This is a genomic window from Streptomyces sp. SudanB5_2050, from assembly GCF_964272335.1.
GTDB classification, from domain to species: domain Bacteria; phylum Actinomycetota; class Actinomycetes; order Streptomycetales; family Streptomycetaceae; genus Streptomyces; species Streptomyces rochei.
This window is the reverse complement of the sequence record NZ_OZ186760.1, coordinates 5,966,317-5,978,973: the sequence shown is the minus strand read 5'-3', so window position 1 is coordinate 5,978,973 and position 12,657 is coordinate 5,966,317. Positions and strand designations below refer to the sequence as shown.

At 74.7% G+C, this 12,657-nt stretch carries 10 protein-coding genes; 9 read left to right on the top strand and 1 reads right to left on the bottom strand.

The genetic code is table 11. The features are described from left to right. The 6 genes from ACFZP7_RS26605 to ACFZP7_RS26580 all read left to right on the top strand — a co-directional run bounded on the left by ACFZP7_RS26605 (position 1) and on the right by ACFZP7_RS26580 (position 7,989). On the top strand, positions 1 to 2,463 hold the full coding sequence (locus ACFZP7_RS26605) for a pyridoxal-dependent decarboxylase (protein WP_385636175.1): 2,463 nt from the start codon (positions 1 to 3) through the stop codon (positions 2,461 to 2,463). Then, positions 2,457 to 4,001 carry a hypothetical protein gene (locus ACFZP7_RS26600; protein ID WP_385636173.1) on the top strand — a complete coding sequence of 515 codons (1,545 nt, stop codon included), beginning with the start codon at positions 2,457 to 2,459 and terminating at the stop codon, positions 3,999 to 4,001. The genes ACFZP7_RS26605 and ACFZP7_RS26600 overlap by 7 nt, the downstream gene beginning before the upstream one ends. 175 nt (positions 4,002 to 4,176) lie before the next feature. Further along, positions 4,177 to 5,265 (top strand): hypothetical protein, encoded by a 1,089-nt coding sequence (locus ACFZP7_RS26595; RefSeq protein WP_385636171.1) that lies wholly within the window; start codon positions 4,177 to 4,179, stop codon positions 5,263 to 5,265. Next, the gene (locus tag ACFZP7_RS26590; protein WP_030974655.1) at positions 5,262 to 6,287 is read left to right on the top strand and encodes an ATP-binding cassette domain-containing protein; all 1,026 of its coding nucleotides are present in this window, start codon (positions 5,262 to 5,264) and stop codon (positions 6,285 to 6,287) included. Before ACFZP7_RS26595 ends, ACFZP7_RS26590 begins: the two co-directional genes overlap by 4 nt. Further along, on the top strand, positions 6,284 to 7,123 hold the full coding sequence (locus ACFZP7_RS26585; protein ID WP_125537709.1) for an ABC-2 family transporter protein: 840 nt from the start codon (positions 6,284 to 6,286) through the stop codon (positions 7,121 to 7,123). Before ACFZP7_RS26590 ends, ACFZP7_RS26585 begins: the two co-directional genes overlap by 4 nt. Positions 7,124 to 7,149: 26 nt before the next feature. After that, positions 7,150 to 7,989 carry an ABC transporter permease gene (locus ACFZP7_RS26580; protein WP_159050903.1) on the top strand — a complete coding sequence of 280 codons (840 nt, stop codon included), beginning with the start codon at positions 7,150 to 7,152 and terminating at the stop codon, positions 7,987 to 7,989. Between the two features lie 91 nt (positions 7,990 to 8,080). On the opposite strand, the gene hemE is transcribed toward ACFZP7_RS26580, so the two are convergent. Beyond that, a complete protein-coding gene (hemE, locus tag ACFZP7_RS26575) occupies positions 8,081 to 9,148 on the bottom strand; it encodes a uroporphyrinogen decarboxylase (RefSeq protein ID WP_031015636.1) in 1,068 nt (355 codons plus the stop codon). A 162-nt stretch (positions 9,149 to 9,310) separates the two neighbouring features. Here hemE and ACFZP7_RS26570 point away from each other — a divergent pair, with 162 nt between their 5' ends. From ACFZP7_RS26570 to ACFZP7_RS26560, 3 genes are all read left to right on the top strand, one after another. After that, on the top strand, positions 9,311 to 9,988 hold the full coding sequence (locus ACFZP7_RS26570; RefSeq protein ID WP_078911823.1) for a DUF3000 domain-containing protein: 678 nt from the start codon (positions 9,311 to 9,313) through the stop codon (positions 9,986 to 9,988). Between the two features lie 455 nt (positions 9,989 to 10,443). Beyond that, positions 10,444 to 11,106: a response regulator transcription factor gene (locus ACFZP7_RS26565; RefSeq protein ID WP_019325953.1), complete on the top strand. Its 663-nt coding sequence runs from the start codon at positions 10,444 to 10,446 to the stop codon at positions 11,104 to 11,106. Positions 11,107 to 11,280: 174 nt separating this feature from the next. Beyond that, positions 11,281 to 12,567 (top strand): HRDC domain-containing protein, encoded by a 1,287-nt coding sequence (locus tag ACFZP7_RS26560; RefSeq protein WP_385636168.1) that lies wholly within the window; start codon positions 11,281 to 11,283, stop codon positions 12,565 to 12,567. The last annotated feature ends 90 nt before the right edge of the window (positions 12,568 to 12,657 follow it).

Sequence of the window (12,657 nt, the reverse complement as noted above, 5' to 3'; positions counted from 1 at the left end):
GTGCCGGATCTGGAGGACGGTTCGACCGAGACCGACGCCTTTCCCGAGACACCCCTGTCCGGCGACGAGTTGAGCGCGGCGCTGGAGGCGCGGCTCGCCGAGGTGCCGGGCTGGCACTCGCCCGACGACCCGGTGCGGCTGGGCTTCGCCATGACCGCGCCGCACCGCCTGGCCCTGGACGCCTTCGGGCGCTTCGCCGAGCGCAACCCCAACAACGTCGGCGTCCACACCCGGTTCGGCGACGGCGTCCGCGGCACCCGACGGCTGGAACGCGAGGCCGTCCTGGCCCTCGCCGGCCTGCTGCACGCCGACGCCGCCGACGGCTACCTCACCGGCGGCGCCAACGAGGGCACCCTCGCCGCCCTGCGCATCGGCCGCAACGCCCTGCGCGCGGCGGGCGCCGGGCGGGTGGTCGTCCTCGCCTCCGCGCTCACCCACCACTCCGTCGCCAAGGCCGCCGAGATCCTCGACCTGGAGCTGCGGCTGTGCCCCGCCGGCCCTTCCTGGCTGCTGGAGGCCGCGACGGTGGAGGCCGAGCTGGACGCCCTCGCGGCGCGCACCGAGCCGGGAACCCGTACCGGTGTCGTCGTCGTCTCGACCGCCGGGTACTACAACACCGGCCTGGTCGACCCGGTGGACGCCATCGCCGACGTGCTGGCCCGGCGGGCGGCCGACGGCGGCCGGCTCGGCGTCTTCCACCACGTGGACGCCGCGCACGGCGGCATGATCCTCCCGTTCACCGCGCCGGAGGTGCCCTTCGACTTCCGCAACGCCTACGTCCACTCCGTCGTGCTCGACCCGCACAAGTCGGGGCTGATGCCCTACAGCTGCGGGGTCTTCCTGTGCCGCAAGGGCCTGCTGGGCCACGGTGCCGTACCCGCCCCGATGTCCGGCTTCGTCGACGAGACGATCACCGGTTCGCGCTCCGGCGCGATGGCGGCGGCCCTGTGGTCGCTCGTCTTCGGCCTGGCGGCGGACGGCTACCGGAAGGTGTTCCGGGACTGCCTGGACGTACGCGACCGGTTGGCCGAGGCGGTGCGGGCCGCCGACCCCGAGGCGGTGGTGCTGCCCTCGCCCGGCAACACGGTGGTGGTCGCCGGCTTCTCCCACGAGGGCGGCCGGCTGCCCGGGGAACTGGCCGAACGGTACCGGCTGGTGGGCAACAACCTGCCGTGGCGGGCACCGGACGGCCGGGTGCGGGACCGGCTGTTCCACCACCTCTACGCGATGCCCCATCTGACCCGCGCGCACGTCGACGGCTTCGCGGCCGCGCTCACCGCCGCGCTCTCCGCCGCACCGGCCGGCGGCGGAGGTTTCGCCGTACCGGCCCGCTCCCGGGCACCGGAACGGGACGGCGCCGCCTCGGACGGCGCCTCGGACGCCGGCTCCGCGCTGCGCGACGTCCGGCGCAGCAGCGTCTGCCTGCGGCATCTGGTGGTCCACCCGCCGGGCATGCGCGACCCGGACGACCACCCGCACGCCTACTCCTTCCACACCTTCCAGGACCGCGCCCGGCTCGGCGAGGAGCTGACCGTCCGCCCGTGGACCGGCGACGGCGACGACGCGGGCCGGTTCGTCTACGCGCCGGACCTGGACGCCCCGTTCGCCAACGAGCTGTTCGGCGTGACGGACCCCGAGCGGTACGCGCTGGAGGTCCTCGACCGCAACCAGCAGAAGCTCTCCCTGGTGGGCGCGGCCCACTTCGCCGTGTTCGGGCCCGAGCCGCGCACCCCGCGGCGGCCCGTGGTCCTCGCCAACTTCCACGCCGACGGCGCCTTCCGCTCCGTCGAGTACAAGTACGGCGACCGCCGCCACAACGACGAGGTGCAGGTCTTCGGCGACCGGATCGTGGTGAAGGCCGGCAAGGACGCGCGCGGCGTGCGCCGCGAGGGGGACGACTGGTCCTTCTCCCTGGACACGTCGCTGGAGCTGAGGATCGCGCTGACGGACGACGGGGCCGCGCCGCGGATCACCCGGGTGGCCCGCCATGCCGATCCCGCGCTGCCCCGCCGCCGGCATCTGCTGCGGGGCCAGTACCGCCGGTTCCCCAACCGCTTCTTCGACACGGTCGTCGAGATGACGGTGGGCCGGGAGCACACGGGCGCGGCCCGCTTCGACGAGCCGCTGCTCGCCCGGTCGGCCGCGCTGGACCTGGCCCGCGTGGTCCCGTCCGTCGCGGACGGCGTCCTGCGCGTGGAACTGGCGGCGGTCGACGGGCCGGGCACGGTCGTCCTCGCCGTCCCGCTCGGCCTGGGCGTCCGGCTGGCGGAGCTGCTGCCCGGCATCCCGGTGGGCGAACCGGAGGCGCTCTCCCCGGCCGAGGTGGTGCGGTGGGCGGCCCGTCTGTACCCGCCGGTCAGCGTGCTGCGGGAGGCGGCGACGGACCGCGGCGGACTCCGGCGGTTCACGGCACCGGGGCTCTCGGCGCCCGGGATCACGGCCGACCGGAGGGAGCCGTGCTGACGACGGCCGCCCTGTGCGTGCTGTGGGGCGTCCTGCTGTGGGGCGTCCTGCTGAGCCTGCGCGCGGCCGCCGCCGCCCGTGTGCTGGACCGGCGACGACGCCGTGTCCCGGCCCCGGCGACGGCGCCCCACGTCGTGCTGCTGGTGCCCGCCCTGCGCGAGCAGGAACTGCTCGGCGAGGTGGTGCGGGCGGCGGCGGGCCTGTCGTACCCGCCCGGTCTGCTGCACGTTGTGGTCGTCACCACGGAACGGGAGGAGCGCGAGCGGCGGGCGGTGGTGGAACGCCTGCCCGCCCTCGCGGCGGAACTCGTCACGGCCGGTCCGCGCGAGGCGGCGGCTCGGCTCACCGGCGTCGTGCCGTCCGGCCGAGCAGCCGAGACCGCGCGCCTGACCCGGGCCTCCGCCGACCCGGCGGGCACCCTGCGCGCCGCACTCGATGCGGTGCCCACCACCCGCGAGGTCGCCGCGAAGCTGCTGCCCGGGATCGCGGCCGAGCACCCCGGGGTCGGCGTGCACCACCTGCACTACCGGGACGAGGGCGCCAAGAGCAGCCAGCTCGTGCACGCGGTGGAACGGCTGCCCGGGCTGCTGCCGCCGGAGGCGACCCCCGCCTTCACCTACGTCGGCCTGTACGACGCCGACTCGCAGCCCGACCTCGACACGCTGACCCATCTGGCCGCCGCCGTCTCCCGCGAGGGCGCGCCCGCTCCCGATCTGGTCCAGCAGCTCCCGCTCCAGCTGCGCCGCCCGCACGCGGCCCGCCGCGGCCCCGGCGACCTCGTGCTGCGGGCCCACGCCCTGGCCGACCTGCGCCGCCGGGCGGGCGTCGAGGCGTACCGCATCATGGCCCGGCGCCGTGTCCGGGCCGCGCGGCTGCCCGCGGGCGTCCGGGCGGTGGCCGAGCCGGTGGTGTACGGGGTCGGCGCCGGGCTGTTCGTCCGGCACGACACCCTGGTCTCCATCGGCATGTACGAGGAGCCCGTCGACGACCTGCTCGTCGGCTACAAACTCTCCTCCGCGGGCGCGGTGATGGAGGTGCTGCCCGTGTTCAACCTCGTCGACCGGTACTCCGGCGCCGCCGCGCTCGGCAAGGCGTACGCCCTGGTGGCGCACGGCTCCCTCGCGGGGTGCCGGCGGCTGCTGACCGATCCGGTTCTGCGCGCCTTCGGTCCGCGCAACACCGTGGTCCTGGTCAAGGAGGGGCTGGACACCCTGTGGTGGTTCGCCGGGCCCGCGGTGGTGACGGCGGCGGCGGGCGTCCTCCTCGCGCTCGGCGCCCACGGGCCGCTGCTGGTCTGGGCCGCGGCGGCGTGCGCGTACACGGTGCTGCACGCCTGGTGGTGCGTGCGGCGGGCCCGGCGCTGGCTGGCCGCCCACCGGGGGGCCGACGCCCGGGCGGAACCGCCCGGTAGCCCGCCGGACCCGCTGCTGTACCCGGCGTTCCTGCTCCAGCCGCTGCTGCACTGGGCGGGGCCGGTCCGGCACCTGGCCCGGGTACTGCGCGGGCGGCCCGCGGTGTCCGGCAAGACGGAACGGTGACCGCCGAGCGGTGCGGGACGCGCCCGCCGTACCCTCCGCACCACCGGCCCGACCGAGCGCGACCGCCCGTCCGTCCGCACCTCTCCCCGTCCCGCCCCTCGTCCCCGACACCCGCGAGACCCGGCACCGCCGGCCCCCGCACCGCGAGCCCCGACACCCGCGAGAAAGACCCGAGATGACAACGAACCCTTCCGACGTCCGCCTGTCCACCGTCGTCATGGCCCACCCGCGGCGGCAGGCCGCGGCCCGGGCGCTGGCCGAGGCGCACCCCGCGCTCGCCGCCCGGATCGTCACCGACCCGGAGCCGCAGGGCCCGCCCTCGGCGCTGCGCACCGCGCGCCGGGCCTGGCAGTCGGTCACCGCGGGCGCCACGCACCATCTCGTGCTCCAGGACGACGCCCTGCTCTCCCCCGGCTTCGCCGAGACCGTCGCCGCACTCGCCGCCGCCCGGCCGCGGGACTCCGTCAGCCTCTTCACGGAGTGGGGCTCGCGCACCGCCAACGCGGTGCGCGCCGCGGCGCTGCTCGGGCACGCCTGGGCCCCCGTGGTGGACGACTACCTGCCGTCCGTGGCCCTGGTGCTGCCCGCCGAACTCGCCCTCGGCTTCGAGGAGTACGCCGCCGCCAAGGCCGCCCCGGACGCGACCGACGACGTGACCCTGCTCGACTACCTGCACTCCGTGGACAAGGTGGTCCCGGTCGCCGGCCCGGTCGACCACGCCAATCCGCCGAGCCTGGTGGGCAACGACGTCATGGGCCCGCGCAGCGCCGCCTGCCTCGCCCCCGACGGCGATCCCGGCGGTTCCCTGCTGCCCGCGATGCGCGCCGTGCCGTACTTCTGCTGGTGGGAACAGCTCGCCGTGGTCTATCTGCGCGACCCGGCGAGCGCGGACGGCTGGCGCCGGGTGCCGGCCGAGGAGGCCCTGCTGGAACGGGGCCTGGGCCGGGAACAGGTCGTGGCGTCGCTGCGGACGGCACTGGAGACCCTCCCGCACCGCGACGTCGTCCACGACCGGGTCAGCGACGTGCTGCTCGCCGAAGTCTGGACCACCGCCTACGCGTTGGGCGTGGTGACCGGGGACCTCGGCGGCTTCCCCGACCTCGGGCGGCCCGCGGCGCGGGCGGCGCTGTCCACCCTGGCGCCGGGGGCGCTGCGCCGGGTCGTCCCCGTCCGGTGGCTGGCCGCGGTGGGCGAGTTGCTGTACCCGCTGGTGTCGGCGGCCGTGCTGAGCGGCGCGGCGGACGCGGAGGCGGTCCGCTCGTGAGCGCGCCGGGGGCCCCGGGGCCCGTCGTCGACGTGGCCGCCGTCACCAAGTCCTTCCGCACCTGGGACCGGGCCGGTTCCTGGAGCGTCCGCCACCCCTTCCGGCGGCGGCGCGCGGGACGGGCACTCGCGCTGAGCGAGGTCGATCTGCGCATCGGCCGGGGCGAGTTCGTCGGGCTGCTCGGGCAGAACGGCGCGGGCAAGTCCACGCTGATCAAGCTGATGACGGGCCTGCTGCTGCCGGAGGCGGGCACGGTCCGGGTGTGCGGCCTCGATCCGTACGGCGACCGGGAGGCGAACGCCCGGAACATGGGCGTCACCTTCGGGCAGCGCACCCAGTTGTGGTGGGACCTGCCCGCCCGGGACTCGTTCTCCATCCTGCGCGACATCCACGGGCTGCCGGCGGACGCCTGGCGCGGCTCTCTCGCCGAACTCGACGACGTCCTGTCGCTGTCGGCGTTCTGGGACACCCCGGTGCGCTTCCTCTCCCTCGGCCAGCGGGTGCGGTGCGACCTGGCGGCGGCGCTGCTGCACCGGCCCCGGGTGCTCTTCCTCGACGAGCCCACCATCGGCCTGGACGTGCTGGTCAAGGACCAGGTGCGCGAACTGCTGTCGCGGCTGGCCGCCACGGGGGACCACTGCGTCGTGCTGACCACGCACGACATGGCGGAGGTGGAGGCCCTGTGCCATCGCATCGTCGTCATCGACCGCGGCCGGGTGGTCCACGACGGCCCCCGTGACCGGCTGTCGGTCGCCGGGACGGAGTCCGTCTTCCTGGTCGAGTTCGAGACCCCGCCGCCTCCACTGGATCTGCTGACCGCCGAGGTGGTCTCCCGCGAGGGCCCGAGCGTCCGGGTCAGACCGCTGCCGGGCGCGGACCGGGCGCGGGTGACGGCCGAGCTGCTCGCCGCGCACCCGGTCCGTTCGGTGCGGTACGAGGGAGCGACGGCGGAGGACGTCCTGCGGGCCCTGCACGGGCGCGGGCGGGAGCAGCGGGCCGGGGCGCCGGGGGCGGGCGGATGAGCGTGCTGGAAGGCCCCGGCGGGGCGGCCCGAACGGACGGGCGGGCGTACCGGCTCCTCCTGCTCGTGCCGCGCACCGAGTGGGCCTACCGGCCGCGGCTGGCCGCGACCGCGTTCGTGATCGTCACCCAGGTGTTCCTGTACGTGCTGCTGTGGCGGGCGCTGTACGGCGAGAGCGGCGAGCGGGTCGTCGGCCTCGACATGGACCAGGCCATCACGTACTCGGTACTGGCCACGCTGATGGGGACCGGCCGGGTGATCATGGAGGGGGCCTCCCAGGAGACCGCGCAGAGCAAGATCCGCGACGGTTCGGTGGTGTTCTGGTTCGTCCGTCCGCTGTCGGCCCGCCGCTACTGCGCCTGGCGCGGCCTCGGCGAGAGTCTGTACGCCACCCTGTGGCTGCTGGTGGGCCTGGTCGTGGGCGTGGTCTGCGGCCTGGTCGCGCTGCCGCCGTCCGGGCCCGCGGCGGCGGTGACCGTGCTGGCCTACGCCCTGGGCCAGGTGGTCTTCTACCAGATCGCCCTGCTGGTCGACCTCACCAGTTTCTGGACGATCACCAGCTTCGGCGTGAACCGGCTGGTGGCCTTCGCCCAGTTGCTGCTCTCCGGCGGACTGGTCCCGCTGTGGTTCTTCCCGGAGGGGCTGCGGACGGTCGCCGGGCATCTGCCGTTCGCCGCGACCATCAACGTGCCGGTCTCCCTCTACACGGGCCGCATCGACGCGGCGGAGAGCTGGCCGTACCTGGCCGAACAGGCGTTGTGGTGCGTGCTGCTGGCCGCGCTGAGCCGCCTGGTGTGGCGGCGTGCCGCCCGTCGTCTCCTGGTCCTGGGCGGGTGAGGCCGATGCGTCCGGACACCGCCCCCGTGACGACCGCGACGGCCGCGACGGCTCCCGCGCCCCGCCGGGTGGGCCGGCTGCGGCTGGCCGCCGTGATCATGCGCGCCGGTCTGCGCAGCCAGCTGGCGAACCGCGCGGACTTCGCGATGGCCGTCGCCAACGGCGTGACCTACCAGATCACGGTGCTGCTCTTCGCGGCGGTGATCTTCAGCCGTTTCCCGTCCCTGGCCGGCTGGGACCTCGGCGAGATCCTCCTGATCAGCAGCATCCGCATGCTGGGGCACGGGCTGTACATGCTGTTCTTCGGCAATCTCGGGCTGATCCCGCATCTCCTGCGGGAGGGCCGCTTCGAGGCCTTCAGGACCCGCCCGGCCCCGGTGCTGCTCCAGGTCTTCACCTACGAGGCACCGGTCAACGCGCTGGGCGACCTGGTGGTGGCCGGGGCGTCGTTCGGTGTCTGCCTGTCGCTGCTGGACGTCACGTGGTCGCCGGCCGCGCTGGGCTTCCTGATCGTGGCGGTCGCCGCCGCCACGGTGATCGAACTCGGGCTCAATCTGCACATCGCCGGCCTGGTGCTCAGGTTCCGGGGCAGCGAGTCGCTGTTCTTCTGGCTGGACAACACGGCCGGGAACTTCGGCAACTACCCGTTGAGCGTGTTCCCGGTGGCCCTCCAGGGGGCCTTCACCTTCGGTGTGCCGATCGCGTTCGCCGGCTACTACCCGGCGGCGTGGCTGACCGGCCACGCGGACACGGTCCCCGTCTCCTCCGCGCTGGTGCACCTGTCACCGCTGGTCGCCGCGGTGGTGCTGGTCTCCGGCCTGGCGACCTGGCGGCGGTGCCTGGCCTGGTACGCGCGCAACGGGTGACGGGCGGTCCCCGGTCCGACGGGCCGTCCCCGGCCTGACGGCCCGTCCCCGTCGGGCGTGCCGAGCACGCCGGTCGGGGACGGGCCGGACGTCAGCGTGCGGTCCGGGTGTGGACGTACTCCACGAGGCGGCTGAGCGCGTCCGGGTCCGTGTCGGGCAGGACTCCGTGGCCGAGGTTGAAGACGTGGCCCTCCAGGCCCGCCGCCGCGTCCAGGATCTCGCGGGTCCTGGCCTCGACCGCCTCGGTGGTGGAGAAGAGGAGGGCGGGGTCCAGGTTCCCCTGGAGCGCCTTGCCGGGGCCGACGCGGCGGGCGGCCTCGTCCAGCGGGACCCGCCAGTCGACGCCGACGACGTCCGCGCCGGCCTCGCCCATGTCGCGCAGGAGTTCGCCGGTGCCGACACCGAAGTGGATGCGCGGCACGCCGTACCCGGCGACGGCCTCGAAGACCTTGCGGGAGGCCGGCTGCACGAAGCGACGGTAGTCCGCGGGGGCCAGGGCGCCGACCCAGGAGTCGAAGAGCTGGACGGCGCTCGCGCCCGCCTCGATCTGCACCTTGAGGAAGGCCGCAGTGATGTCGGCGAGGCGGTCCAGGAGGTCGGCCCACAGCTGCGGGTCGCCGTACATGAGCGCCTTGGTGTGCTCGTGGTTGCGGGACGGGCCGCCCTCGACGAGGTAGCTGGCGAGGGTGAAGGGGGCACCCGCGAAGCCGATCAGCGGGGTGGCGCCCAGCTCGCGCGTGAGCAGGCCGTACGCCTCGGTGACGTAGGAGACGTCCTCCGGGGTGAGGTCGCGCAGCCGGGCCAGGTCGGCGCGGGTGCGGATCGGCTTCTCGACGACCGGGCCGACGCCCGGCTTGATGTCGAGGTCGATGCCGATGGCCTTCAGCGGGACGACGATGTCGCTGAAGTAGATCGCCGCGTCCACGCCGTGCCGGCGCACCGGCTGGAGGGTGATCTCGGCGACCAGTTCCGGCCGCATGCAGGACTCGAGCATCGGGATGCCCTCGCGCACCTTGCGGTACTCCGGCAGCGAGCGCCCGGCCTGCCGCATGAACCACACGGGGGTGTGCGGCACCGGCTCACGCCTGCACGCCTTGAGGAACGCGGAGTCGTACGTGGCGGTCGGCTGCTTGCCCACGGGGCTCTGTTCGGCACTCACACCGGCAAGTCTCGCATGCCCCTCGGAGAGCGCCGGACCACGGGTGCGACCGCGCGCGAGCCGCGCGGGGGCGCCCGCGCGGGACGACGTGATCCGGACATCGCGCCCGCACGCGGGTGTCCCTCCCTGCGCCGGGGCGCTGTTCCGCTTAACCTTCCCCGCATGGCTGCGGCTCAGGGACGACTGTCGGACGACGCTGGCGGAATGGACGGGACGAAGGGTGCGGAGGGGGATTCCCGGCGTTCGGGGAGTGCGGCCCCGCCGCCCTTCGCGGCCGCGGTGGAGGCGCTGCGGGCCGCGCGGCTGCGGCCGCAGATCGAGGTGGAGGCGGTGCCCCCGCCGAAGCGGCTCGCCCCGTACGCGTACGCCCTGGAGGCGGCGGTCGTCGACGGCGACGAGGACCTGGCCGACGGACGGCTGGTGCTGCTGCACGAACCGGCCGGCCACGACGCCTGGCACGGCACCTTCCGGCTGGTGACGCTGGTGCGGGCCGAGCTGGAGCCGGAGATGGCCGCGGACCCGCTGCTGCCGGACGTGTGCTGGACCTGGCTCACCGGCGCGCTGCAGGCGCGCGGCCTGACCTACGGCGAGCCCAGCGGCACGGTCACCCGGGCGAGTTCTCACTACTTCGGGGGGCTCTCGGCACGGCCGTCGGCCTCGCAGATCGAGATCCGGGCGTCGTGGACACCGCGTGAGGGGCTGGGCGGGGTCCCGGACACCGCGGCGCACCTCGCGTCCTGGTGCGATCTGCTGGCGCAGGTCGCGGGTCTGCCGCCGGCCGCGCCCGGCGACGCGTCGATCGTGACGCTGCCGCAGCGCCGCGGCCCTCAGTCGCGCTAGGCCGGGCCCTCCCGGCTCGACCCTTCGCCCCCTTCGCCCTTCACCTTCTCCGCTCTCCTCGTCCCGCCGCTCTGCTCACCTCCCTGCTCTGCTCACCTCCCTGCTCCGCTTTCTGTTCTGCTCTCCTCGCCGCTCGGCTCTGCTCTCCTCCTGCCCTTCCGCACCTCTGCCTTGCCCCGGTTCGGTGTCCGACCCGGGGGCTTTTCGGCTCAGGAAACGTTCCGTCACTTTGTCGACACGGCCACTTTCGGGCCCGTATCGACAAAGTGCGAAACCGTTCGATCTTCGAATGATCGACCGCGTGTCCGAATTGCTCGGATTGTTACTCACCAGATCGTGATCATTCTCTAAAGGCGGACGCGTTCGGTGCCGAAGACGACTGTGACCTTGAAAGCACGGTTCGTCCCGGCTTCGTCCCCCACGAGCCGGCCCCGTCCCGCACCCCAGGAGGCCTGGTGTCCGTTCTCCTCGAGCAGCCTGCAAGCCTGGTCGCCTACCGCCCGAACAAGCCGACCGCCATGGTGGTCGTGGCCGATCCGCGCGTCCGTTCCACCGTCACCCGCCACCTGTGGGCGCTCGGTGTGCGCGACGTCATCGAGGCCTCGTCCGTCGCGGAGGCTCGTCCCCGCATCGGCAACCCCCGCGACATCTGCGTCGCCGAAGTCCACCTCCCCGACGGCTCCGGCCTGACCCTGCTGTCGGAGACCCGCGCCGCGGGCTGGCCCAACGGCCTCGCCCTGTCCGCCGCCGACGACATCGGCGCCGTGCGCAACGCCCTCGCCGGCGGCGTCAAGGGCTACGTCGTCACCGGCACCCGCACCAACGTGGGGCTGCCCACCCGGCCGGGCGCCGCCCCCATCGGCGCCGCCGCCGCCCGCCTGCACCGCCGCCCCCCGGGCGCCCCGAGCCACCCGGGCGGCTACCGCGAACTGTCCGGCCGCGAGGTGGAGGTGCTGCGGCTGGTCGCGGAGGGCCAGTCCAACAAGGCGATCGGCGTCTCGATGGGCCTGTCCGCCCTGACCGTCAAGAGCCACCTCGCCCGCATCGCCCGCAAGCTCGGCACGGGCGACCGCGCCGGGATGGTCGCCGTGGCCCTGCGGACCGGCATCATCCACTGACCGCTCCCCCACTCCCCGCACTCCTCCCTCCCCTTCTCCCCTCCCGTCCATGACCGCCGCCACCGTCCCCCGGTAGCCGATCTTTCACCGACCTGACTGGTTTACGACCCCCCGGCGCCCGCCGACGGAACGTTCCGTCGGCGGGCGCGGTCGATCCACGGATACCCTTGACAGGTGACCGACGCCCACGAAACCGCAGCAGACCCTTCACTGCGAACCACCGGAGGCGCCCCTCCGGACGACGCCGGATCTTCTGCGAGTCAGGCGCCGACCCCCTTGCTGGAACCACGCGAGGGCATTCCGCCGGTGATCGCCGACGCGGCCGCCCTCGCCGAGGTGACCGCCGCCTTCGCCGCCGGGCACGGCCCCGTCGCCGTCGACGCCGAGCGCGCCTCCGGGTACCGCTACGGCCAGCGCGCCTATCTGGTGCAGCTGCGGCGCGAGGGCGCCGGCACCGCGCTGATCGACCCGGTCGCCTGCCCCGACCTCTCCGAGCTGGGCGCGGCGATCGCCGACACCGAATGGGTGCTGCACGCGGCCACCCAGGACCTGCCGTGCCTGCGCGACATAGGGATGGTCCCCACCCGCATCTTCGACACCGAGCTGGCGGGACGGCTGGCCGGTTTCCCCCGCGTCGGCCTCGGCGCGATGGTGGAGAACGTGCTGGGCTTCGTCCTGGAGAAGGGCCACTCCGCCGTCGACTGGTCCACCCGCCCGCTGCCCGAGCCCTGGCTGCGGTACGCCGCGCTCGACGTCGAGCTGCTCGTCGACCTGCGCGACGCGCTGGAGAAGGAGCTGGACCGGCAGGGCAAGCTGGAGTGGGCACGGCAGGAGTTCGACGCGATCGCCTCCGCCCCGCCGCCCGAGCCCCGCAAGGATCCGTGGCGCCGCACCTCCGGCATGCACAAGGTGCGCCGCCGCCGCCAGCTCGCCGTCGTCCGCGAGCTGTGGCAGACGCGGGACCGGATCGCGCAGCGCCGCGACGTCTCGCCGGGCAAGGTGCTCGGGGACGCCGCCATCGTCGAGGCGGCGCTCGCGCTGCCGCCCAACGCGCACGCGCTGGCCGCGCTGAACGGCTTCGGGCGGGTCAACCGCCGGCAGCTGGAGCAGTGGCAGTCCGCGGTCGACCGGGCCCGGGCCCTGTCGGAGTCGCAGCTGCCGCAGCCCGGCCAGCCGGTGACCGGCCCGCCGCCCCCGCGTGCCTGGGCCGACAAGGACCCGGCCGCCGCCGCCCGGCTCACCGCGGCGCGCGCGGCGGTCACGGCCCTCGCCGAGCGGCTGAACATGCCGCAGGAGAACCTGATCACGCCGGACACGGTGCGCAGGGTGTGCTGGGAACCGCCGGCCACCCTCGACGAGGAGTCGGTGGGCGCGGCCCTCGCCGGGCACGGGGCCCGGCCCTGGCAGGTGGAACAGGTGACGCCGGTGCTCGTGAGGGCGCTGGTCGAGGGCGCGTCGTAGGAAGGCGCGGGTCGAGGACGCCTCCAGCGGTGTGACGTTCGCCGCTCGCGCCGGGGGGACTGGGCAGCTACGTTACCCACAAGTAGCATG